Source organism: Winogradskyella aquimaris (genome assembly GCF_042676105.1).
In the GTDB taxonomy this organism is placed as follows: Bacteria; Bacteroidota; Bacteroidia; order Flavobacteriales; family Flavobacteriaceae; genus Winogradskyella; species Winogradskyella aquimaris.
Map to the genome: position 1 here is coordinate 1 of NZ_JBHTJQ010000006.1, position 24108 is coordinate 24108.

Annotated in this window: 28 protein-coding genes and 2 tRNA genes; 16 read left to right on the top strand and 14 right to left on the bottom strand. The window is 34.5% G+C overall.

Going from position 1 to position 24108, the window contains the following annotated elements:
- Positions 1-261: 261 nt before the first annotated feature.
- Entirely contained in the window at positions 262-678 is a 417-nt protein-coding gene (locus ACFQ1K_RS05550; RefSeq protein WP_320556800.1) for a c-type cytochrome, read from the top strand.
- A 292-nt stretch (positions 679-970) separates the two neighbouring features.
- Here the strand turns inward: ACFQ1K_RS05550 and ACFQ1K_RS05555 are convergent.
- Positions 971-1044 (bottom strand) — tRNA-Arg (locus ACFQ1K_RS05555).
- Positions 1045-1128: 84 nt separating this feature from the next.
- Between ACFQ1K_RS05555 and ACFQ1K_RS05560 the strand changes: the two genes are divergently transcribed.
- From ACFQ1K_RS05560 to ACFQ1K_RS05585, 6 genes are all read left to right on the top strand, one after another.
- Positions 1129-1764: a Crp/Fnr family transcriptional regulator gene (locus ACFQ1K_RS05560; protein WP_320556801.1), complete on the top strand. Its 636-nt coding sequence runs from the start codon at positions 1129-1131 to the stop codon at positions 1762-1764.
- A gap of 47 nt (positions 1765-1811) precedes the next feature.
- Complete coding sequence (locus ACFQ1K_RS05565; RefSeq protein ID WP_320556802.1) at positions 1812-2369, top strand: YeeE/YedE family protein; 558 nt, start codon at positions 1812-1814, stop codon at positions 2367-2369.
- A 1-nt stretch (position 2370) separates the two neighbouring features.
- A complete protein-coding gene (locus ACFQ1K_RS05570) occupies positions 2371-2787 on the top strand; it encodes a DUF6691 family protein (protein WP_320556803.1) in 417 nt (138 codons plus the stop codon).
- A gap of 123 nt (positions 2788-2910) precedes the next feature.
- Positions 2911-4317: an MBL fold metallo-hydrolase gene (locus ACFQ1K_RS05575; RefSeq protein WP_320556804.1), complete on the top strand. Its 1407-nt coding sequence runs from the start codon at positions 2911-2913 to the stop codon at positions 4315-4317.
- A 12-nt stretch (positions 4318-4329) separates the two neighbouring features.
- On the top strand, positions 4330-4533 hold the full coding sequence (locus tag ACFQ1K_RS05580; protein WP_320556805.1) for a YgaP family membrane protein: 204 nt from the start codon (positions 4330-4332) through the stop codon (positions 4531-4533).
- Between the two features lie 6 nt (positions 4534-4539).
- Complete coding sequence (locus ACFQ1K_RS05585) at positions 4540-4812, top strand: heavy-metal-associated domain-containing protein (RefSeq protein ID WP_320556806.1); 273 nt, start codon at positions 4540-4542, stop codon at positions 4810-4812.
- 25 nt (positions 4813-4837) lie between these two features.
- Here ACFQ1K_RS05585 and ACFQ1K_RS05590 read toward each other — a convergent pair whose 3' ends face one another.
- The 6 genes from ACFQ1K_RS05590 to ACFQ1K_RS05615 all read right to left on the bottom strand — a co-directional run bounded on the left by ACFQ1K_RS05590 (position 4838) and on the right by ACFQ1K_RS05615 (position 9628).
- Positions 4838-5110, bottom strand: a complete 273-nt coding sequence (locus ACFQ1K_RS05590; protein ID WP_320556807.1) for an ATP-dependent Clp protease adaptor ClpS — start codon at positions 5108-5110, stop codon at positions 4838-4840.
- A gap of 38 nt (positions 5111-5148) precedes the next feature.
- On the bottom strand, positions 5149-5985 hold the full coding sequence (prmA, locus tag ACFQ1K_RS05595) for a 50S ribosomal protein L11 methyltransferase (RefSeq protein ID WP_320556808.1): 837 nt from the start codon (positions 5983-5985) through the stop codon (positions 5149-5151).
- On the bottom strand, positions 5986-6735 hold the full coding sequence (tpiA, locus tag ACFQ1K_RS05600) for a triose-phosphate isomerase (protein ID WP_320556809.1): 750 nt from the start codon (positions 6733-6735) through the stop codon (positions 5986-5988). It abuts the gene before it with no gap.
- An 87-nt stretch (positions 6736-6822) separates the two neighbouring features.
- A complete protein-coding gene (locus ACFQ1K_RS05605; protein ID WP_320556810.1) occupies positions 6823-7899 on the bottom strand; it encodes an ABC transporter permease in 1077 nt (358 codons plus the stop codon).
- Position 7900: 1 nt separating this feature from the next.
- On the bottom strand, positions 7901-8995 hold the full coding sequence (locus tag ACFQ1K_RS05610; RefSeq protein ID WP_320556811.1) for a BT_3928 family protein: 1095 nt from the start codon (positions 8993-8995) through the stop codon (positions 7901-7903).
- A 90-nt stretch (positions 8996-9085) separates the two neighbouring features.
- Complete coding sequence (locus ACFQ1K_RS05615) at positions 9086-9628, bottom strand: DUF1599 domain-containing protein (protein WP_320556812.1); 543 nt, start codon at positions 9626-9628, stop codon at positions 9086-9088.
- Positions 9629-9724: 96 nt separating this feature from the next.
- Between ACFQ1K_RS05615 and folP the strand changes: the two genes are divergently transcribed.
- Genes folP through ACFQ1K_RS05640 form a run of 5 tightly spaced genes read left to right on the top strand, consistent with a single transcriptional unit; the run spans position 9725 to position 13653 of the window.
- Positions 9725-10552 carry a dihydropteroate synthase gene (folP, locus tag ACFQ1K_RS05620; RefSeq protein ID WP_320556813.1) on the top strand — a complete coding sequence of 276 codons (828 nt, stop codon included), beginning with the start codon at positions 9725-9727 and terminating at the stop codon, positions 10550-10552.
- Positions 10553-11266, top strand: coding sequence for a hypothetical protein (locus ACFQ1K_RS05625; RefSeq protein WP_320556814.1), 714 nt, complete (start codon positions 10553-10555; stop codon positions 11264-11266).
- Between the two features lie 33 nt (positions 11267-11299).
- Positions 11300-12082: a diadenylate cyclase CdaA gene (cdaA, locus tag ACFQ1K_RS05630; RefSeq protein WP_320556815.1), complete on the top strand. Its 783-nt coding sequence runs from the start codon at positions 11300-11302 to the stop codon at positions 12080-12082.
- 6 nt (positions 12083-12088) lie between these two features.
- Complete coding sequence (locus ACFQ1K_RS05635; RefSeq protein WP_320556816.1) at positions 12089-12880, top strand: DUF3667 domain-containing protein; 792 nt, start codon at positions 12089-12091, stop codon at positions 12878-12880.
- Positions 12877-13653 (top strand): DUF3667 domain-containing protein, encoded by a 777-nt coding sequence (locus tag ACFQ1K_RS05640; protein ID WP_320556817.1) that lies wholly within the window; start codon positions 12877-12879, stop codon positions 13651-13653. Before ACFQ1K_RS05635 ends, ACFQ1K_RS05640 begins: the two co-directional genes overlap by 4 nt.
- Before the next feature lie 6 nt (positions 13654-13659).
- On the opposite strand, the gene ACFQ1K_RS05645 is transcribed toward ACFQ1K_RS05640, so the two are convergent.
- Both ACFQ1K_RS05645 and truA read right to left on the bottom strand, forming a co-directional pair.
- Entirely contained in the window at positions 13660-15432 is a 1773-nt protein-coding gene (locus ACFQ1K_RS05645) for an ABC transporter ATP-binding protein (protein WP_320556818.1), read from the bottom strand.
- Between the two features lie 28 nt (positions 15433-15460).
- A complete protein-coding gene (gene truA / locus ACFQ1K_RS05650; RefSeq protein ID WP_320556819.1) occupies positions 15461-16207 on the bottom strand; it encodes a tRNA pseudouridine(38-40) synthase TruA in 747 nt (248 codons plus the stop codon).
- A 73-nt stretch (positions 16208-16280) separates the two neighbouring features.
- On the opposite strand from truA, the gene ACFQ1K_RS05655 reads away from it, so the two are divergent.
- Positions 16281-16772: a metallophosphoesterase family protein gene (locus ACFQ1K_RS05655; protein WP_320556820.1), complete on the top strand. Its 492-nt coding sequence runs from the start codon at positions 16281-16283 to the stop codon at positions 16770-16772.
- Between the two features lie 63 nt (positions 16773-16835).
- Here the strand turns inward: ACFQ1K_RS05655 and ACFQ1K_RS05660 are convergent, their stop codons facing one another.
- On the bottom strand, positions 16836-17246 hold the full coding sequence (locus ACFQ1K_RS05660) for a DUF4293 domain-containing protein (protein ID WP_320556821.1): 411 nt from the start codon (positions 17244-17246) through the stop codon (positions 16836-16838).
- 215 nt (positions 17247-17461) lie between these two features.
- Here ACFQ1K_RS05660 and rho point away from each other — a divergent pair, with 215 nt between their 5' ends.
- Positions 17462-19084, top strand: coding sequence for a transcription termination factor Rho (rho, locus tag ACFQ1K_RS05665; protein WP_320556822.1), 1623 nt, complete (start codon positions 17462-17464; stop codon positions 19082-19084).
- Positions 19085-19206: 122 nt separating this feature from the next.
- Here rho and rpsT read toward each other — a convergent pair whose 3' ends face one another.
- The 3 genes from rpsT to proS form a co-directional block, all read right to left on the bottom strand.
- Entirely contained in the window at positions 19207-19458 is a 252-nt protein-coding gene (gene rpsT, locus ACFQ1K_RS05670) for a 30S ribosomal protein S20 (RefSeq protein WP_320556823.1), read from the bottom strand.
- 24 nt (positions 19459-19482) lie between these two features.
- Positions 19483-19554: transfer RNA gene (locus ACFQ1K_RS05675), tRNA-Glu, on the bottom strand.
- A 107-nt stretch (positions 19555-19661) separates the two neighbouring features.
- Positions 19662-21140, bottom strand: coding sequence for a proline--tRNA ligase (proS, locus tag ACFQ1K_RS05680; protein WP_320556824.1), 1479 nt, complete (start codon positions 21138-21140; stop codon positions 19662-19664).
- A gap of 99 nt (positions 21141-21239) precedes the next feature.
- Between proS and ACFQ1K_RS05685 the strand changes: the two genes are divergently transcribed.
- Entirely contained in the window at positions 21240-22343 is a 1104-nt protein-coding gene (locus ACFQ1K_RS05685) for a hypothetical protein (protein WP_320556825.1), read from the top strand.
- A gap of 35 nt (positions 22344-22378) precedes the next feature.
- The gene (locus ACFQ1K_RS05690; RefSeq protein WP_320556826.1) at positions 22379-23905 is read left to right on the top strand and encodes an OmpP1/FadL family transporter; all 1527 of its coding nucleotides are present in this window, start codon (positions 22379-22381) and stop codon (positions 23903-23905) included.
- A gap of 78 nt (positions 23906-23983) precedes the next feature.
- Here ACFQ1K_RS05690 and ACFQ1K_RS05695 read toward each other — a convergent pair.
- On the bottom strand, positions 23984-24108 hold a 125-nt coding region (locus ACFQ1K_RS05695; RefSeq protein WP_386133942.1), incomplete at its 5' end, for a T9SS type B sorting domain-containing protein.

Here is a 24108-nt window from a genome sequence, read left to right on the forward strand (position 1 = left end):
TATCATTGTTGTCGAAGTTATCGCTTCACCGTGTATATTAATCTTAATCCTCTCTTTTGTTCTTTCTGATTAATCTTCTAAAAATAATAGATTGTAAACTTAAGACGTGTATAGCTCATTGCGGCTGAATTCCTAATCGGAATTCATTGCAATTTGCTATCTTTCGGTTACGGCGGAAAATCCTCGCGGATTTCCCGCAACGAAGTCATACAAAAACACGTTGTACGTAATTTTGGCAAACCGTAAACCAAAGGAAATTCTATGAAGAAATTGACAAATCGGATTTTGATAATATCAAGCGGATTATTGATTTTGACAATCGGAATTTCTTATGTTTTATATAGTTTTAACAAACCGACAAATTTGGGATGCGGAACTGAAACACCTGAATTCTATTGCGGAACTGTTTCGCCTAAATTGACTGAAAACGGACGAATTGGAAAACAGATTTTTAACGCAAATTGCGCTGCTTGTCACAAACTGAATAAAAATATGACTGGACCAGCATTAGTAAAAACGGACTCTACTCTACTCTGGAATTGGATGACGTTGAATAATAAAAGAATTGACAGTTCTAAAATCAGTGAATTCGGAATTGACTACCATCGAAATCTGTGGTCGAAATCACTCAATTCGACTGAATTAAAGGGACTTTATGAATATATAAATGCGGAATAAAAAACTACGTACAACACTGGCTATAATTAATTTCTTCTGACTTTACTTTAGAAAAATCATTATTTAATAGATCTTTAACTGAAAAAATGCCCTTGGATTCCTAACAATAAATCTTTTAGATTTACCTCGCAACGGAATACAACATCATTGTTTTTACTTATTATTCTATATTTTTGATATAAAAGCGGATTATACTTATCTTTCTAACTATAAAATGATGGTCACAATTTGGTCACAGCAAAAAATAAAAAACCCTAACACATTCGCAATAAATGTATTAGGATTTTGGCTGTGACCTCGGCAGGATTCAAACCTGCAACCTTCTGAGCCGTAATCAGATGCGCTATTCAGTTGCGCCACGAGGCCTTGTAAAGGGCTGCAAATATATAACTTTTATTAAAAAACAACCAAACTATTTATTTCAAAATTCTAAATGATTATTTTTGAAACATGATTTCAAAAGATATTTTAGAACAATTTTCATATTTGTTTGACGAAGAAATTCTCGACAATATTTCTAAAGCTGCAGAGCTAAGAACCTTTAAGAAAAATGATATCATTATTGATATTGGTCAAGAGCTCAAATATGTACCTCTTTTAATAAGAGGAAATATCAAAGTTCTTCGGGAAGATAATGAAGGTAGTGAGCTACTGCTATACGTATTAGAGTCTGGTGATACTTGCGCTATGTCCTTAACTTGTTGTATGGCAAAATCCGTAAGTAAGATAAGAGCCATAGCAGACGAAGAAACTACAGTTATCATGATTCCTATTGATCATATGAGAACTTGGTTTAATACAAACGACAGTTGGAGGAGTTTTATTCTACAAAGTTATCAAATACGTTTTGATGAAATGCTGGAGACTATAGACACTTTAGCGTTTATGAAAATGGATGAACGACTTTTTAAATATCTCACAGATAAGGTCAAACTCTCTGGATCTATAGACCTAGAAATTACACATCAAGAAATAGCTGAAGATCTTCATACCTCTAGAGTTGTGGTCTCAAGATTATTAAAGCAGCTTGAAAAACAGGAGCGTATAACCCTAGGAAGAAATAAGATTCATATTATTGACTTTTGATTTCATCACAGAATCGTAAGCCTTAACATTCAAATTTTAAACTTTAAATGGAACTAATTAAAGAACCTTGGCCTTGGTATGTATCTGGCCCATGTATAGCTATAGTGATGTTTTTGCTACTTTATTTTGGCAGGACATTTGGAATGTCCTCCAACCTTAGGACTATGTGTGCCATTGGTGGTGCTGGCAAACTATCTGATTTTTTTAATTTTGACTGGAAGAGCCAGAGATGGAATCTCACCGTGGTATTTGGCGCTGTTCTCGGCGGATTTATAGCTCACTATTTTCTATCAAATCCTATCGATATTGACTTAAATGCGCAAACTATAAAGGATTTAGATGATCTTGGTTTTAAAAATGCAGGAAGTAGCCTATTACCTCCTGAATTATTTGCATGGGACAATGTGTTTACCTTCAAAGGGATAGCCATCTTACTTATCGGCGGTTTTTTAGTTGGATTTGGTACACGTTATGCAGGTGGTTGTACTTCCGGTCACGCGATAACCGGGTTAAGTAGCTTACAGTTACCTTCTCTTATAGCGGTTATAGGTTTTTTTATTGGTGGTCTAATTATGATTCATGTAATCTTTCCAATTTTGTTTTAAGATGAAAAAAGTTTTAAAGTTTTTTTTAGTCGGAATATTCTTTGGTATTGTATTGGTTAAATCTGAAGCAGTGTCGTGGTATCGCATTTACGAAATGTTTAAGTTTCAGTCCTTTCATATGTATGGTATCATTGGTACTGCTGTTACAACAGGTATTATACTTTTGTTAATTGCAAAAAAGAGTCAACTCAAAACAACGGAAGGCACAAATATACGTGTCCCACTTAAGGACAAAGGCTTAATACGTTATTTAGCAGGTGGAAGTATTTTTGGATTGGGCTGGGCGCTTTGTGGAGCTTGTCCAGGGCCAATGTATATTTTAGTTGGTACAGGTGTTTTTTCCATGCTCATCGTTATTGCTGCTGCCCTAGCCGGTACATTTGTTTATGGATTGCTAAAGCGTAAGCTTCCGCATTGACATACGACTTATGTAACAATTAATACATTAAGGTTTTTTTACTTTAATAATTTCGCTTAAATTTAGAATGGTTGGAGAAGGTTTCACAACCTTCATAAGTGTTTAAATAGAAAATTATAATAAATGAAAATTGAACAATTATATACAGGATGTTTGGCACAAGGAGCCTATTATATTGAATCTCAAGGAGAAGTTGCTATAATTGACCCCTTAAGAGAAACACAGCAATATATAGACAAAGCAAATGCCAATAATGCTAAGATAAAGTACGTTTTAGAAACACATTTCCACGCAGATTTTGTTTCAGGACATGTGGATTTAGCCGAAAAAACAGGTGCGACAATTGTTTTTGGTCCAGGTGCGCAAACCGCGTATAATATTCATTCGGCAACTGATGGCGAAGAACTTAAACTTGGAGAACTTACAATAAAGGTACTGCATACACCAGGTCACACCTTAGAATCGGTAACCTATTTGCTTAAGGATAAGGACGGTAAAGATTATGCTATTTTTTCCGGAGACACCCTTTTCCTAGGTGATGTCGGAAGACCAGATTTAGCCATTAAATCAGATCTTACAGAGCGTGATTTAGCTGGTATGTTATATGATTCCCTAAGAAACAAAATTATGCCATTGGCTGATGATGTTATTGTATATCCGGCTCATGGTGCGGGTTCTGCTTGCGGTAAAAATCTAAGCAAAGAAACCGTTGGTATTCTAGGCGAACAAAAGAAAACGAACTATGCGCTACGTGCAGATATGACAAAGGACGAGTTTATTGAGGAAGTCCTTCACGGCATTGCACCACCTCCTCAGTATTTTGCCAAAAATGCTATGATGAATAAAATGGGTTATAACGCTTTTGATGATATTCTTAAAACAGGAAACAACCCATTGTCACCAGAAGAATTTGAAGCATTGGCAAATCACGAATCTGCACTGGTTTTAGATGTTAGAACACAAGCGGATTTTATCAAAGGACATATTCCCAACTCAATATTTATTGGATTAAATGGCCAATTTGCTCCTTGGGTTGGTGCATTAATTACAGATATAAAACAACCTATTTTATTAGTTGTTCCAGAAGGCAAATCTGAAGAAGCTGTTACAAGATTATCTCGTGTAGGTTATGACAATACCCTAGGTTATCTTGAAGGTGGTCTTGATTCATGGAAGGCATCTGGAAGGGAAATTGACACCTTAGAATCCATTTCGGCAGAAGAATTTGAGAAAAGAGCTAATGCCTCAGAATTGAATGTATTGGACGTCCGTAGAGATGGTGAATATAAAAGCATGCATTTAGAAAATGCACAACATTTCGCGCTCGATTATATAAACAATCAAATGAACGAAATCGATAAAGATAAAACCTACTACATACATTGTGCAGGTGGTTATCGTTCTGTCATTGCAGCATCCATTCTAAAAGCTAGAGGTTATCATAATTTAGTGGACATTGCGGGTGGATTTGGTGCTATTAAAAAAACAGGTTTACCTACAACAAATTTTGTTTGCCCATCAACACTCTAAAACTTTATTATTATGAAAAAAAACATGGGAAATTTAGACAAAGGCATTAGAATTGTAGTTGCAATCGGAATAGCCTTATTGTATTATTTTAATGTCATTGAAGGTACACTAGCCTACGTATTAATGGCGCTTGCCATCGTATTCTTATTGACAAGCTTTATTAGTTTCTGTCCGCTATATTTACCATTTGGATGGAACACGTGTAAACGCAAATAAATACAAATGGAGAACACAACAATAAAAGTACAAAATCTAAAATGTGGTGGTTGTGCCAATACCATTGTGACACAATTATCAAAACTCGAAGGTATCTCTGATGTTAATGTTAACAACGATACTAGTGAGGTTAACTTTAATTACGGATCTGATATTGCATTTAAATCTGTGAAAACAAAACTATCTGATCTAGGCTATCCGATGGCAGGTGAGGAAAATTCTTTTCCTAAAAAGGCAAAATCATTTGTGAGCTGTGCGGTTGGAAGAATGTCAAAATAAAAAATCCCTCAACTGAGGGATTTTTTTATACTATTTCTGCACTGAGACCAGCTTGCAGCAACTTAGAGCATCTCGGTTTTAAATCTTCATAAGGCCCTGTCTTAACCGTGCACTTTCCTTTGTAGTGCACTATAATAGAACATTGTTCTGCTTGTTCTGGTGTATGATCACAAGCATAAATGAGCGTATCAATAACGTGATCAAAGGTATTTACATCATCATTGAATAAAACAATCTCATTTTGTTTTACAACTTTCTCTTCAATAAGTAACTCTTCAGATAATTTTTCCTTCGTCATAGCAGCAATCAGATTTGAGATTCCTTAATATTACCCCACTAATTTATAAATTTTAACGAAACCCAATCTCCTCTTTTTATAGTTTCTTTCAATTTTAACATGTGTTTGTTGCATAAATCTTCAAGTAACGTAACATCCTGCTCATAAAAACCACTTAAATACAGTTCCCCGTTTTCGTTTAAACAGGCAACGTATTGAGGAATATCTTCTAAAAGAATATTTCGATTAATATTAGCTATAATTGTGTCGTAGTGTTTACCTTCTAGAAGTTGTGCATCGCCTTCATAAACCGAAATATTTTTGCAACCGTTTCGCTCTACATTTTCTAAACTATTGAGGTAACACCAATTGTCAATATCTATCGCGTCTAACTTTGTAGCACCTACTTTTTCAGCCAAAATCGCTAAAACACCTGTACCACAACCCATATCTAAAACCGATTTGTTTTTAAAATCATTTTTTAAAATATGCTGAATCATCATGTGTGTGGTTTCGTGATGCCCTGTACCAAAACTCATTTTCGGTTCAATAATTAAGTCATATTTTGTGTTAGGTACATCATGAAAGGGTGCTCGAACGGTTACTAAGTTATCTACAACTATTGGTTTAAAGTTCTTTTCCCATTCGGCATTCCAATTGGTTTGTTCAATTTCACTAAACTCGTAGGTTATAGTAAACTCATCAGAATGCAAAATCTGAATATCCTCAAGAATAAAGGCGTTCCAATCCTGTTTTGGAATATAGGCTGTGACCCCTTCTGAATGTTCTACAAAACTTTCAAATCCAGCATAGCCAAGCTCTGCGATTAAAATTTCCGTAGCAGGTTGAAGTGGCTCTACTTTAAACTCATAACCTATATATATTGGATTTACCATCTAAAATGCATTCACAATCGCAAAGAAATCTTCCGCTTTTAACGAAGCACCGCCAATAAGACCACCATCCACATCAGGTTTAGAAAAAATCTCTTTAGCATTATTCGGTTTTACGCTGCCTCCATAAAGTATGGAAATAGAATCTGCAATAGCATTACCATATTTCTCAGCTAAAGTTTTTCTAATAAAGGCATGCATAGCCTGTGCTTGGTCTGGTGTCGCTGTTTCTCCAGTCCCAATAGCCCAAACCGGTTCGTAAGCCAAAACAATATGCTTGAAAGCGTCTGATTTTAAATGGAATAATGCATTTCTGATTTGCCTTTCTACGATACTCTCCTCATTTCCGGCTTTTCGATCAGATAATTCTTCACCAAAACAAAAAATTATTCGCATATCATTGGCTAATGCTGCATCTACTTTTTTTGCTAAAGATTCGTCCGTTTCATTAAAATAAGCTCTGCGTTCGCTGTGTCCAAGGATCACCGTTTTCACACCGATACTCTTTAGCATACCAGCGCTAATCTCACCTGTGTAGGCACCACTTTCTGCAAAATGCATATTTTGTGCAATCACTTCTATATCATATTGCCTTGTGGCCTCAAACGCGTGCCATAGGTTGGTAAATGTAGGAGCTATCATTACCTCTGCATCAGACGTTTTTTCTTGTTTCTTTAACTCTGTAATTAAGGTTTTGGTTTGAATTAAACCATTATTCATTTTCCAGTTCCCAGCAACAATATGTTTTCTCATGATTTTATAAATTAATTCTACTTCGTTTGAAGACTACAAAAATAAGATTTTAATGCTCAATGCTGTTTGATAATTATCACTTAATTATCAAGACAGCTTTACACGAGGGTCTAACCATGCGTAGATTAAATCTACCAGAATATTAATCGTTATAAAGATTATGGCTATCACTAAAACAGAACCCATTATTACGGGCAAATCTAAAGTGTTTAGGGCATTAACGATTTCCTTACCGAGACCATTCCATCCAAATATATATTCTACAAAAACAGCACCCGCCAACATGGATGCAAACCATCCTGAAATTGCAGTAACTACAGGATTCAATGCGTTTTTTACGGCATGATTCTTAATCACCTTAAACTCGCTTAATCCTTTGGCTCTTGCTGTTCTTATGTAGTCTTGACTCATTACCTCTAAAAGCGAGTTACGCATTAATTGAATGACAACAGCTAATGGCCGAATCCCTAGGACTATAGCAGGTAGAATGAGATTTTTCCACTGAATAGTCATTTTTTCACCAAAATCGTCTAATTCATAGAGACTTCCAGTCATTTCCAAATTAGTATACTTGTGTAAGACAAATCCGAACAACCAAGCAAAAATAATCGCACTAAAAAACGACGGAACACTCATGCCAAGGGTACTAAAGATTTGTATCGTTTTATCTATCCAAGTATCTCTATACAATGCAGAAACTATTCCGAAAATAATACCTAACATTATGGCTATTAGGATTGCAGAAACCGCTAGAACAAAAGTGTTGGGTATGGTTTCCCCAATGACGTCAGTTACCTTTTTTCCTTGTTTGGTAAACGACTCCCTTAAATATGGCGTTTTTAAAACCGTTGTTGTGTTATAGGTGGAAAACAACTTAGCTGCATTATACTTATTGGTATTTAGATAGGTATAATCCTGAGGATTGTTTGAATGAAATGAAATTGGAGATAAATCATTGAGGTAATACAAAAACTGTGTACCAATGGGTTTATCAAATCCGTACTTTTTCTTTACAGCTTCAACCTGTTCAGCGGATTGATTTTGACCCAACATCATCTTCGCAGGATCGCCAGGAAGTATGGTAAATAAAAAGAAAATGACTGTAATTACACCTAACAAGGTGATAAATGCATAGAATAATTTATTTACAAAATAGCTTACCAAATTACAGTTCTATATCTTCAATATCATTCCAGTGTGCTTTATTTACTACTGTGCCTTTTTCTAATAATACAATTCCAGGATTGGCTCGTACAATAGTCTTTATCACCTTTTCATCACAAAGGTAAAAATCGAAATTAAGATCGTAATCTTGCTTTACCTTTTGTTTGGCATCTTCACCAGACGACGTTAAACCAATTACCGTGTAGCCCTTTATCATGGCTCGGTCTGTAAACGATTTTAATTTAGAAACCCCCTCCGCTTCGGCTGTAGTAATATTGTACATTGCGATCATGACCAGTTTATCCTTCTCCATAAAGTAAGTCGTCAGGTCTTCATCTTCAGACTCAATGGAAAAATCCTGAATTGGTGGCACATAACCTTCATCTATTGTTTTGGTTTCTACACCAACATAATTACCATCAACTTCTGGATAACTACCGTTAGTCACAAATTCCTTTTCCTCACCATTTACATTAAATGTCCATGTATATTCTAAAACTGGTTTTGGGGCATCATCTGGCACTACCATTTGCTCAGGTATATTTTTGCCGATTGCGTAAGCCCTAAAATCTATGGCTGGCAAATGCATCAAAACATGATACCCAAACCAAAGTGATATTATAAAACTAAGTAAAGCTAAAACTGTTGTGGGTAATTTGGTAAAGAGTGGTTTTATGTGTCTTAAACCTGCTACCAAAATGACAATAAAAACAAGCAGTATCAAATCTTTTGTAAAACTTTCCCAAGGTGTTAATTTTAAGGCATCACCAAAGCAACCACAGTCTTTTACCTTATCGAAATACGCCGAATAAAAGGTTAAAAAGGTAAAAAAGACAATCATTGCCAAAAGACTGTAAACTGTGAATTTTGGTTTATAACCTATAAGTAAAAACACTCCCAAAACTACCTCAAAAACCACTACAAATACAGAAAACAGAAGAGCATAAGGAATTAAAAATTCAAGATTTAGAACATCAGCTCCAAAATACTCTTGAAGTTTATAAGAGAATCCTAAAGGATCATTCAGTTTTATAAAACCTGAAATAATAAATAAAACTCCAACAAAAATTCTACTAATCTGTGTGATGTATTTCATATGTCTTTGTTATTTCCTTGCAAGCGATAATCTATTTTATTTGATAAAGGCTTCGATTGTACCAAAATTTTGCTCGGTTTCATCGAACCCTCATTCCCCTTCTCCTAAATGAATCATGGCAAAAACGGCATAATTTATCATATCTTGATAATTGGCATCAATACCTTCACTTACAATTGTTTTGCCAGAATTATCTTCAATCTGTTTAACACGTAATAATTTCTGTAAAATCAAATCGGTTAATGAACTAACGCGCATATCCCGCCAAGCTTCACCATAGTCATGATTTTTGTTCATCATCAATTCCTTAGTTAGTGTAATTTTTTCATCATAAAGCTTGGTAGCCTCTTCTGTATCCATATCTGGTTGTTCAACAACACCCTTTTCCAACTGAATTAATGCCATTATACAATAGTTAATGATACCTATGAACTCACTGACTTCCCCTTCATCTACTTTACGGACTGCATTTTCCTGTAAACTTCTAATACGCTGGGCTTTTATAAAAATCTGATCGGTTAGCGAAGGCAATCTTAGTATTCGCCACGCACTTCCGTAATCACTCATTTTATTAATAAAAAGCGCTCTACATTTTGCAACTACCGCATCGTACTGTTTTGATGTATCTTGCATATTATTCCGTAAAAATTTGTGTAAATTTCGCATAAATAAGTTAGAAGTTCAAAGTTTGAGGTTTAAAGTTTTAAGCAACCTCTTTTATCTCCTGATATGACCATAAATTGCAAAGGCCAACTCCTTGATTTGTCCACACCCAAAGTGATGGGAATTCTCAATGTTACACCAGATTCGTTCTATGATGGTGGACAATACAAAGACGAATCTACAATATTACAACAGGTTGAAACCATGCTGAACGATGGTGCTACTTTTATAGATATTGGTGGTTATAGTTCACGTCCTGGAGCAGATTACGTAACTGAAGCTGAAGAATTGAATCGTGTAATCCCAGTGGTAGATTTAATTTTGAAATATTATCCAGAAACCTTAATCTCAATAGATACTTTTAGAAGTGAAATTGCTAAAAAAGGTATTGAAGCAGGTGCTGCCTTAATCAATGACATCTCAGCTGGTCATGTTGACAACAATATGATAGATACCATTGGGACACTTGGAGTACCTTACATCATGATGCATATGAAAGGCAACCCTAAGACCATGCAACAACTGACCGATTATGATGACTTAATCAAAGACATCATTAGCTATTTTGGTGAACGGATCGCAAAAGCGCATGCCGCAAAAATCAACGATATTATTATAGACCCTGGTTTTGGCTTTGCAAAAACTCTGGAACAAAATTTTGAGCTTTTGAACCATCTGGAATTACTACAAATTGTAGATAAACCACTTTTAGCAGGTATTTCAAGAAAATCCATGATTTACAAAACTTTAAACACAACATCAGAAAATGCGCTTAATGGCACAACCGCTTTACATATGGTTGCCTTACAAAAAGGTGCAAAAATTCTAAGAGTACACGATGTAAAACAAGCTGTAGACTGTGTGACTTTATTCAATCAATTATCCAAAAATTAAATGAAGAAACTTATATACCTCCTGGTAATTACAATAATCTTAAGCTGTAACAACGAACGTGTGTTACAACTACCAGAAATTGAAAGTGCTGAAGTCACTGAAGTCTTAGACGTTTCTCCAGTTTATATTTTTTATGATGAAACACAACCAGACTCTACCCTCTTTAATAGAAAAAATCTTATTGGCACTACCAACTGGCTAGTGAATGTAGATAAACGCTTAACACTAAAACAGGCTATACCACATATTCAATATTTACAAAATAAGCGCAAAAAAGCATCGATGCATAAAAATGAGGCTGCAAAGAATTATTTTACCTGTAATGACAAGAGTATTAATAATTTGGGGTTTTTGGAGTTTACGAATGTTGATTACAAAAATGTTGATATTGAAAATGACTCTTTAAATCTTCAACTATTAGACCCTTCAAGTGAGTTTTATAGAAGCAAGTTATTGTTAAGCGCATATATAGATTTATCTATCATCTTCGAGAAGAACAGGCGTATTAGATATAAAAATAAGTTCCTTTCTATTTCTGATTACATCAGTGAGATTCCTGTAGCACAAAACATTGAGATTCAATCAGAAGGTTTTTCATTAGATCTATATTTTGATAAAGAACTAACTTTTCAGGATTACATTGCAATTAAATCAGAATTATCACAAATAGAAAGAGAGGACATCATTGTTAGTCCTTTTGAATTCATTTATTAACATAAATTATTAAATTAGCAAAAAGCACTAACCTTGGAAAACTTACAACTTTGGGATTTTAGATTTATAGATTTTGTAGATGTTTTCCTTGTCGCCATTCTACTCTATTACATCTACAAGCTCGTAAAAGGTACTGTAGCTATCAATATTTTTATTGGTATTCTTATCATTTATTTTGCCTGGCGACTGACTGACTACTTGAAAATGCAAATGCTCTACAGTATTTTTGATGGTTTTATGAAGGTTGGTATTATTGCACTTATTGTGGTCTTTCAACCTGAAATTAGAAAATTTTTACTCCTCGTAGGCTCTACCAATATTGGTGGTAAAAAGGGTATTTTCAAGAATTTTAAATTTCTAAAAAACGACGACCAAACGTCTACAGATGTTGAGGCTATAATCAATGCTTGCAATCGAATGGGCGCCACTAATACGGGAGCTTTAATCGTCATTGAGCGCAATAACAACCTCGATTTTTTAACCAATACTGGCGATGAGACCAATATTTTAGTCTCGCAACCCATTATAGAAAGTATTTTTTTTAAAAATAGTCCATTACATGATGGTGCCATTGTCATAGATAAAAATGTGGTAAAGGCCACGCGTGTTATTCTACCTGTAAATAATGAAAAGAATATTCCTGAACGTTTTGGTCTGCGCCACAGAGCTGCCATTGGCATAACTGAAAAAACAGACGCATTAGCGATTGCAGTTAGTGAAGAGACCGGACAAATCTCCTATATTAAAAATGGTGAATTTGTGATGTTTAAAGACACGGATGATCTTGTTAAAAAGATTAAAGAAGATTTGAACTAGCCCGAAATGAACTGTAAAAACTGTAATAAGGTTCTTGTTGACTCACAAAAGTATTGTGATGAGTGTGGTGCAAAGATTATTCAAAATCGATTGACACCAAAAGTAATTGCAGCACAGATAAATGAGCAGTTCTTATCTATAGATAATAAACTTTTAAAAACATTCATTGATCTTTTTAAAAGACCCGAAGTTGTCATAAATGGCTATATTAATGGTACTAGAAAAAGATATATTGACGTATTACAGTATTTTGCTGTTTCTTTAACCTTGGCTGGTATACAAGTGTTTTTAATGACTACTTTTTTTAGAGATGCTATTGGATTTGATTCGCAATTAAATCAAACTATTCAAAGTATGCCTGGTCAGGAAAATAATCCATTTGCGGGTATTGAATCTGATATATTCACAAAATATCAAGGGTTAATCTACATCCTAACGGTTCCACTCTCAGCTTTAGGAACCTGGTTGGCTTATTTTATCACTAGAAACAGAAAATACAATTATACAGAACATTTAGTCGTAAATCTTTACTACTCAGGACAAATCATAATAATTACTGCTATTTTTAGTATTCTTTTTTTATTATTTGGTCTTAATTATGTTATTGTTTCTACCATACTTACGCTACCTACCTTTATATACTTTTTTTATGTTCTTAAACGTGTTTTTAATGAAGACTTTTGGAACACACTAGCTAAATTTATTTTAGCCATGGTTATTTATTTAGGGTCCTTATTGGCCTTAACTATTATAGCAATGCTTATTATTGTCGCCATAGCACTAATAATTAACAAATGAATTGCAAAAACTGTTATACCGAATTAGATGAGCAGGACGAATACTGTAGTCGTTGTGGCGGAAAAGTCATTAGAAAACGCTTATCATTTAAAAATCTTTTTGAACATTTAAGTGAAACATTTTTTAATTATGATAATAAATTGTTGAGAACCTTTGTTCAACTATTTAGAGAACCTGAGGATGTTATTTCTGGCTATATTAATGGTATAAGAAAACGCTACATAAACCCCATTAGTTTCTTTGGATTATCGCTTACCATTTCAGGACTTTCATTGTTTATTATAAAAAAGTTCTACATCCAGCATTTAGACTTTGCCGAAAAATTTGGAGGCATTAATAAAGAAATATTTGACCAAACCTCAAGTGGTATTTTTGAATACAACTCCCTTTTTTATTCATTTTTAATACCACTTTTTGCATTTATATCATGGATAGTTTTTCTTAATAAGAAATATAATTTTACTGAGCACATTATTATCTATTTGTACTCCATGTCTATGTTGTCCGTACTGTTGGCATTTGCAACTCAAATTGTTCTTATGTTAATCCCTGATAGCTACTTTGCATTTAGTTTATTGACGTGGCCATTGATGTTTATTTACCATTGTTATATACTAACCAGAATTTTCAAATTATCATTTGGCGATCTATTATTGAGGTCTATTATCTTCTTGGCGCTATTTTTTGTCGCTTATATACTTACATCCATTGTAGCCTTTGTCATCATGCTTATGACAGGAACAATAAATCTTGAGGATTTTAGACCTAAATAAACATTTTTAAACGGCTTCAGCCTTTAAGAACTGTACTTCGTAGAGATTTTTATAATAGCCATCTTTCTTTTTGAGTAGTGATTTGTGTGTACCTATTTCAACAATTTGTCCAGCATCCATGACAATAATTTTATCTGCCTGCTGAATGGTTGCTAATCTGTGTGCTATAACAATAGACGTTCTACCTTTTGTAATGGTATCTGTAGCCTCTTGTATTAATTGCTCGGAGTACGAATCTACAGACGATGTAGCCTCGTCCAAAATTAAAATACTAGGATTAGTCACATAAGCCCTTAAGAAAGAAATCAACTGACGCTGACCAGAGGACAACATGACACCCCTTTCCTTTACGTTATAGTGGTAGCCACCTGGTAGACTTGTTATAAAGTCATGAATGCCAATCGCTTTAGCCGCAATAACCACATCTTCTTCTGTAATGTACTCATTATTCAGTGTTATGTTATTTAATATAGTATCTGCAAACAAAAATACATCTTGTAAAACTACAGCGATTTGATTTCGTAGAGAACTTAAGGTCATATTTTTTATGTCTGTACCATCAATTCTTATATGACCAGAATCAATCTCGTAGAAACGATTTAATAAATTAATAATCGTAGACTTCCCAGCTCCCGTTGCACCAACAATAGCAACGGTTTCACCAGCTTCAACATTAAACGAAATCCCTTTTAATACTTCTTCACCCTTAACATAAGAGAATCTTACATTATCAAATACTATGTCTCCTTTAAAGTGATTCGCTTCGATAGTTCCAAGATCATCAATATTTGATGTGGTGTCTAATACTTTAAAAACACGATCTGCAGCCACCATTCCCATTTGCAACGTATTAAATTTATTGGCAATTTGATACAATGGCCTAAACAGCATTGGGATGAACATAGTGAATGAAATAAGATCTCCTAAAGTTGTGGTTGCTCCTTCATTCATAGCAGTAAAACCACCAACCAAAATTACTAAAGCCATGGTAAGGGAGGACACAAACTCTGCTACTGGAAAGAAAATAGAATTATACCAAACGGTTTTTAACCATCCCTTTTTATGGCGTTCGTTAATTTCTTTGAACTTTTTATACTCGGTAGCCTCACGTGTAAATAACTGCAATATTTTCATACCAGTGACACGCTCTTGAACAAAAGAATTTAGATTAGACACTTCGGTACGTACATCTTCAAAAGCACGTTTCATGTATTTTTGAAAAATCCTTGTAGCCACTATTATAATTGGCATGGTTGCAAAGACCATTAAGCTCAATTTTAAATTGATAAAAGCCATAAATATAGCAACCACAAGCATTTTTAGAATATCACTAAAAATCATGAACAGACCCTGTCCAAAAATATCAGCAATACGCTCCATATCCGTTACCGTCCTTGTGATTAAAACCCCAACTGAAGACTTGTCAAAATAGGTCATTTTAAACCTTAAAATGTGCTTAAACAGCCTAACCCGTATATCTTTTACCACAGATTGACCTAACCAACTTGCATAGTATATAAATAGTAACTGTGAGACTACTTCCAAAATTAAAAGAAGTAACATGATGCCCATGTAAAATACAAAACCATCATACTCTTTATTGGCTATTTTTACATCTATGGCTTCTTTTAACACCAAAGGTCTTAACGCACCAAAAGCGGCTAGACCAATAACGCATAGCAATGAAATAACGAAAACAGCCTTATATGGTTTTATATAATGAAGCAGTCGCTTAAAAAGCGTCGTGTCAAATATTTTCTTTTTCTCTTTCTCTGCCATGATTAGCCGAAATTAACTCCGGAACTGTTTATTCAATTCTAATAGTTTTAGGATATTCGATATTTACCAAATATAAGCCATGTGCAGGAACTGAAAAACCAGCCTTGGCTCTGTCCTTTGATTCAATTATTTGATGTAAATCCTCAGGATTCATTTTATTCAATCCAATATTTATCATCGTACCAACAATCGCTCTTACCATGTTTCTTAAAAAGCGATTGGCCTTGATTACAAACAAAAGTTCATCGCCATTCTTTTTCCAAAAGGCATCCATGATATCACAATTATACGTTTTTACATCAGTATTACTCTTAGAAAAGCATTGAAAATCTTTATACTCAAATAAAATTTTGCAAGCCTTATTCATAGCATTGATATCTAATGGCAAATGCATTTGAAACGCATAGTCATAATCGAATACATTCTTTAACGTTGAAACTCTATAATGATAGGTTCTACTTAAGGCATCAAATCTAGCATGAGCATCATCCGTAACTTTAAAAACAGAATGTGTAGCAATATCTTTAGGCAATAACGAATTTAACTTATAGGTTAAATCTTTTGAGTTAAAATTTTCTTCAAAATCAAAATGGGCAAACATCTGAGTGGCGTGAACACCTGCATCTGTTCTTCCTGCCCCAACAATTTCGATCGTATCCTTTAGAATAGTACTAAGCGCTTTTTCTAAGACTTCTTGTACCGAAATAGCGTTGGGCTGGTTTTGCCAACCATGATAGGCTTTACCGTTATATGATAACTCTAAAAAATATCTCAAAAGATTGGCTATTTTTGCCTTTTAAGTCACAAAGATAAGTAGAATCATTAGTTAAAATCACAATATTGTCTTAATGAAAAAAATATTGCTCTTATCGGACACACACGGCTATATTGATGACACCATTATTAAATATGTAAAACAGGTGGACGAAGTTTGGCATGCGGGAGATATTGGAGATCTAGCAGTAACAGATCAAATAATAAAATATAAACCTCTAAAAGCTGTTTATGGTAATATTGATGATACAAAAGCCAGAGCTGAATTTCCACTTAATTTACGTTTTATATGTGAAGGTATTGATGTTTGGATAACACATATAGGAGGATACCCACCAAAATACAATGGTCGTGTTAGAGAAATACTTAAGAATAATCCACCTGATTTATTTATTTGTGGCCATTCTCACATACTGAAAGTGATTCCCGATAAAAAATTAAATCTTTTACACATGAATCCAGGTGCTATTGGAAAACACGGTTTTCATCAAAAAAGAACAATGCTACGTTTTAAAATTGATGGTACACAAATCAAAGACTTAGAAGTCATAGAATTTGAGAGGTAAAAATGAAAAACCCAGACGGCAGTGTCTGGGTTTTTCGCACTAATACTACTAAGATTTTAGGTTCTATCGCAATCTATCTACAGATTTTACGAGATCTTCGTCCTTTTTAATAGCCTTGTTAGCCAAGGCTAAACACACAATAGAAAAAATAGGAAGAAGAATCCCAATACCTTTCTCAGAAACGTTAATTTCTCCAGATAAATTTAGAGATTGATATACAAAGATTCCTAGTAAAATAAAGTTTAATATGATATTAATTCGTCCCATGATAAATTGAGACTTTCTATTTTTAAAACTTAAAATTGAAATTAAAGATAATAACGCAGAGGCCATAAAAAAACCCAAGTACAAATAATTATCTGTTGCATAAACCTTTACGCCTTCTGTATTATTCCACAAATGAAACACAAAAATCAATCCTGCCGAAACGACTAAAGAAAAGAATAAATAAAGTGTTTGTATGCGTTGAATCATATCTTCAATAAAAATTGCTGCGCAAAATTAGTAGTTTATTTTTTAAAAAGATAGAAATTATTTTAAAATAAAATTGTATTATTGCAATAGAATGCAGTAAACTTCTAAGTTGTAGCGTTCTATCTTCCAGATTAATTTCACTTTTTTTCTTTTTATTTCATTTAGAAAATTTTGAATTAACACTATCAAATTATAATACATTATATAACATACGAATGTTTGAAATTTCACAGTTAAAAGCTAAAAAGCTTCCTGAGTTACAGGATATCGCTAAACAACTCAATGTACCAAAATATAGAAGCCTTAAAAAACTAGATTTGGTATATCAAATCCTAGATTATCAAGCTGCAAACCCAGAGGCGGTCAAAACTAAGGTAGACACAGACTCTAAGCCAAAACAAGAGCAAAAGCAAAAGCAGAACAAGCCTCAGCAAAGAAGAGCAAGAGTACAGCAAAAACCTAAAGAAAATAATGATCAAAAGTCTTTAGAGTTTTCTGATAAAAAAGAAGATCCTAAGTCTAAGGAACAGAAGGCTAATCAAAACGATAAACAAAGTCAACAAAAGCAAGACAACAAATCTAACGATCGCAAAGACGATAAGAGACACTCTAATAGTAACAGTCAGAAAAACGATAACAGACAACAAAACCGAAATAATAACAACCAGAAAAATAATGGTAATAAGGATAACAGAAACCGTTATCGCGAACCTGATTTTGAGTTTGATGCTATCATCGAAAGTGAAGGGGTTTTAGATATTATGCAGGATGGTTATGGTTTTTTAAGATCATCTGATTATAACTATTTGACCTCACCTGATGATATTTATGTATCACAATCCCAAATAAGACTCTTTGGTCTTAAAAAGGGTGATACAGTTCTTGGTCACGTTAGACCTCCTAAAGAAGGGGAGAAATATTTCCCACTAATCAAAGTCAGTAAAATCAATGGACAAGATCCAAATGTTGTTAGGGATCGTGTGGCTTTTGAACACTTAACACCTCTTTTTCCAAAAGAAAAATTTAATATAGCAGAAAAACAAAGCACCATTTCTACAAGAATTATGGATTTGTTTTCTCCAATAGGAAAAGGTCAGCGTGGTATGATTGTATCACAACCAAAAACAGGTAAAACCATGTTACTAAAGGATGTTGCCAATGCTATCGCAGCGAACCATCCTGAAGTATATCAAATGATTTTACTTATTGATGAAAGACCTGAAGAAGTTACAGATATGCAACGTAATGTCCGTGGGGAAGTTATTGCTTCTACATTTGATAAAGAAGCTCACGAGCACGTCAAAATTGCAGATATCGTATTAGAAAAAGCAAAACGATTAGTAGAATGTGGTCATGATGTCGTCATTCTATTAGACTCCATAACACGTTTGGCAAGAGCTTACAATACGGTACAACCTGCATCAGGTAAAATTTTATCAGGTGGTGTTGATGCCAATGCCTTACATAGACCAAAACGTTTCTTTGGTGCTGCTAGAAATATCGAAAATGGTGGATCTTTAACCATTATAGCAACAGCACTTACAGAAACTGGCTCTAAAATGGATGAAGTTATCTTTGAGGAGTTTAAAGGTACTGGTAATATGGAATTACAATTAGACCGTAAGATTTCTAACCGTCGCATATTCCCTGCCATTGATCTTACATCTTCGAGCACCAGACGCGATGATTTATTGCTAGATGATAATACCATTCAAAGAATGTGGGTAATGCGCAAATATCTTGCAGATATGAATCCTGTAGAAGCGATGGAGTTTATTAATGATCGTTTTAAACAAACACGCAATAACGAAGAATTCCTTATCTCTATGAATGGATAAAACTTAAAACAATTTTGATGATTAATCCTTGAATTAAAAATTCAAGGATTTTTTTGTTTTATACCATAAAAAAAGGTTTCCAAATTGGAAACCTTTATATTATATAACGTGTTACTTCTTATTTATAGAGCAGCAACGTGCTTTGTTAATTGAGACTTTAAATTACCAGCCTTATTAGAATGAATAATATTCTTTTTAGATAATTTATCAATCATACTAATCACAGAAGGTAGCATTGCCTGAGCTTCTTTAGCGTCAGTTAATTCACGTAGTTTCTTAATAGCATTACGAGTTGTCTTGTGCTGATATCTGTTTAGCACTCTCTTCTTCTCGCTACTTCTAATTCTTTTTAAAGCTGACTTATGATTTGCCATTTTATTTTTTCTTATTAAAAATTGTAGCCCGTAGGGGAATCGAACCCCTCTTACCAGGATGAAAACCTGGCGTCCTAGCCGATAGACGAACGGGCCATTAGGTTATTTTCATTATTAAATGAACCCACAATGTTTCCATTGCGGATGCAAAAATACAACTATTTTTAAATGTTGCAACAACTAACTTATTTTTTTTAAAAAAATTAATATGCTTTGGCAAAAAGTACTCTTCGCTTAGATGGTTTCCCAGTATAAACGCACACCCCTTCTTCTTCCTTGCCATCTAAAGGAATGCACCTTATAGTTGCTTTAGTTAACTCTTTTATTTTTTGCTCAGTTTCTGATGTACCGTCCCAATGTGCAGAAATAAATCCTGTTTTAGTTTCTAAAACCTTTTTAAACTCCTCAAAATCATTTACTTCGGTAATATGAGAATCTCTAAAATCTAAAGCTTTATTGAATAAACTATCTTGGATTTCCCCTAATAATTCTACTACGGTATTATTAATACTATCTAACTCAACTATTTCTTTAGTAAAAGTATCTCTTCTCGCTAATTCTACAGTTCCATTTTCTAAATCCTTAGGACCAATCGCAATTCTTAATGGAACGCCTTGTAGTTCGTGCTGTGCGAACTTAGCACCAGGACGCAAAGTATCTCTACCATCAAACTTTACTCCTATATTTAATGCTTTTAAGTCGTTAATAATTTGATCTGCCACTTTCCTTACAGCATCAAACTGTTCATCATTCTTATAAATAGGAACAATCACCACTTGATAAGGAGCCAATTTTGGAGGTAGAACCAATCCCTTATCATCGCTATGCGTCATAATTAAGGCACCCATTAACCTAGTAGAAACACCCCATGATGTTGCCCACACATAGTCTAACTTTCCTGCTTTATTTGTAAACTTAACATCAAATGCTTCGGCAAAGTTCTGACCTAAAAAGTGCGATGTTCCAGCTTGTAAGGCCTTACCATCTTGCATTAAAGCTTCTATACAATAAGTATCAACCGCACCAGCAAACCGCTCACTTTCAGTTTTTACTCCTTGTACGACAGGAATAGCCATAAAATTTTCAGTAAACTGTGCGTAGATTTTGTTCATTTGTTGCGTCTCTTCTATTGCCTCTTCTTTGGTGGCATGAGCAGTATGTCCTTCCTGCCATAAAAATTCGGCAGTTCTCAGAAACAGTCTCGTTCTCATTTCCCATCTCACAACATTGGCCCACTGATTTACTAATATAGGGAGATCTCTGTAACTCTGAATCCACCCTTTATAAGTATTCCAGATTATAGCCTCACTCGTTGGTCGAACAACAAGTTCTTCTTCTAATTTAGCATTAGGGTCTACTCTGAGCTTTCCTTCGTTCTCAGGGTCAGACTCCAACCTGTAATGTGTAACAACAGCACATTCCTTGGCAAAACCTTCTGCATTTTTCTCCTCGGCTTCAAACAAACTCTTGGGAACAAAAAGTGGGAAATAAGCATTTTGATGACCAGTCTCTTTAAACATTCTATCTAATTCTGCCTGCATTTTCTCCCATATAGCATATCCGTAAGGTTTAATGACCATACAACCTCTTACAGCTGAATTTTCAGCCAAGTCAGCTTTCACAACCAACTCATTATACCATTTTGAATAATCCTCAGCCCTACTCGTAAGATTTTTACTCATTTTTAGTGTTTTGGCACAAATCTTGTGACATTGTTAAATAATAAAATAGTTTCGCAAAACTAACTATTTTTGTTATGTTCAACAATAAATTAAAGAGATATGCAATTTAAAACTTTTATAAATCAAAAATTGCCATTTTTTGTTGCACTTGGTTTAGTAGCCATGTTAACGTCCTGTGGTTCTTTTCAATACGTAGGTTATGATGATGACGGTATATATTCTTCTTCAGAAGATTACACTAAAGACGTTGAACAACAACCTGTAACCACAACATCCACAAACGATTCAGACTACTATAAAAATTACTTTGCTCAAAGTGCGGCAGAACTTGATGCAGTTTTGGGAGAAAGCGAAATATTTACCGATATAGATTCTTATGAAGGAAACTATCTTGAAAGAGCACAAGATACCTTAGAACAAAGGCCTGTTTACGGCGGTTGGGGACAAGCAAATGATAACATAACTATAAACTTTATAGATAATGGTTGGTATGGATGGAACGATCCATGGCTTTGGAACGCTGGCTGGGGCTGGGGTTGGAACAACTGGAGCTGGGGACGACCTTGGGGTTGGAATGCTGGCTGGGGTTGGAACAACTGGGGTTGGAATGCTGGCTGGGGTTGGAACAACTGGGGCTGGAACGCTGGCTGGGGTTGGAACAATTGGGGCTGGAATCCTGGTTGGGGTTACGGCTGGAATAATTGGTGCTGGAACGGATATTACGGCAATAATAGTGTTGCCTTGAATGGAGGTAGACGAGGTTATCTTCTTGGCAACAATAATTTTGATAGACGACTCAGAAGTACTTCAGCATTATCAAGACGAGATTATTCTACAGACAGACTCTCACGAAGTATATCAGGATCACGAATTAACAGATCTAATTCTACTATCAGAAGGGATAATACAAGAGCTACGAGATCGTCAAGAAGTAGGTCCATACGAAGTACGTCTCCTTCATCTAGGTCAAATACTAGAATAAGTAGACCTAATAGTAGCAGACCATCTTCTAGTACAATAAGATCTTCGAGAAGTACAAGGTCTTCAGGGTCTGTGAGATCATCGAGAAGTACAAGGTCCTCAGGATCTGTGAGATCATCGAGAAGTACATCTTCAAGATCTTCGGGTAGTGTACGTTCTTCAGGCAGTTCTAGATCGTCTAGCGGTTCAAGATCAGGCGGTGGAAGACGTGGTAGAGGATAATTAATTTAATCTCAAAATCTTAAAGGAATAGACTTATGAAAAAAACACTTATGCTTTGCATAGGCATAGCGAGTTCATGTTCAATTTTAGCTCAAGATATTACTGATGCGGTTCGTTATTCTATGGATGATATTCAAGGAACGGCTAGATTTAGAGCAATGGGTGGTGCATTTGGTGCACTCGGTGGAGATATGTCTGCTGTAAATATAAACCCAGCAGGTTCTGTCATTTTTAATAATAGTCATGCATCTGCTTCAATTGGCGTTTTTAATAAAAAAGATGATATCAGTTATTTTGACGGCCTTACAACGTCTTCCAATTCTAATTTTGATATTAATCAACTTGGTGTATCTTTTGTTTTTGTGAATAGAGATGAAAGCTCACCATGGAAAAAGTTTGCATTAAGTGCTGCTTATGATAGATTAGCTGATTTTGATGATGATTGGGTAGCAAGAGGTGTCAACCCTAATAATTCGATTGGAAGCTATTTCTTATTAAACGCCCAAGGAAAAAGATTAGACGAGATTTCAGCATTTCCAGATGAAACCATATCCCAGGCTTACTCTGAAATTGGTTCTTTTTATGGATTTGAAAATCAACAAGCTTTTTTAGGCTATGAAGGATTTATAATAGACCCTGTAGATAATGTAGATAATAATACGGCTTACGTATCCAACATCGATCTTAATGGTACGGATTTTAGTCAACAGTTCCTTTATGCTAGTAGAGGATATAACGGAAAAGTTGCTTTCAATTTTGCAACAAGTTATAACGATAAAATCTTTTTAGGCATTAATTTAAACGCACATTTTATCGATTATGAAAGAACTACGGTGTTGAATGAATCAAACTCCAATGCCAATTCTACAATAACACGTGTAGATTTTGAAAATAATCTATTGACCACGGGTAGTGGCTTTTCTTTTCAATTAGGTGGTATTGCAAAGCTTACTGAAGAATTTAGAGTTGGGTTATCTTATAATTCACCGACATGGTTTAGGATTTCTGAAGAGACTACTCAATATTTAGCCACTTCAAGGATAGAAAACGACATGAATGTTAACCAAATTATCAATCCAAATGTAATTAATATCTTCCCTGAATACAGACTTCAAACCCCATCAAAATTAACTGGTAGTGTAGCTTATATATTCGGAAAGACTGGTTTGTTAAGCTTTGATTATTCCATAAAAGATTATAGCAACACTAAATTTAGACCGACATCTGATATTTTCTTTTCAGCATTAAATAGTAACATTAATAATGCTTTAGATACCTCTAATTCTTATCGATTAGGTGGAGAATACAGATTTAAACAATTTAGTTTTAGAGGAGGCTATCGTTTTGAAGAAAGTCCATATAAAGATGATAACTTTTATGGTGATCTAACTGGATATTCATTAGGTGTTGGTTATAATTTTGGGAATTTGAATCTTGATTTTGCTTTTAGTCAAGCTGAAAGAGATATTAATTATCAACTCTATAATGTTGGACTAACAGACTCTGCTTTAATACAGTCCAAATTCACTGACTTTATTTTAACCTTAGGCTTTAGAATATAACTCCAAATAGCTTAAAATAAAAAACCTGGATATTTTAAGTGTCCAGGTTTTTTATTATTATAAACTCTTTGATTCAGTTTAACGTTTCAAGGTAAAATGGGCTCTGAACTCCTTTCTCTGGTCGGTGAGCGGTTCGTCGTAGATTACCGTGAACCAGTAATCGCTGCTCGGCATCCTGTTGCCGTTGTACGTCCCGTCCCATC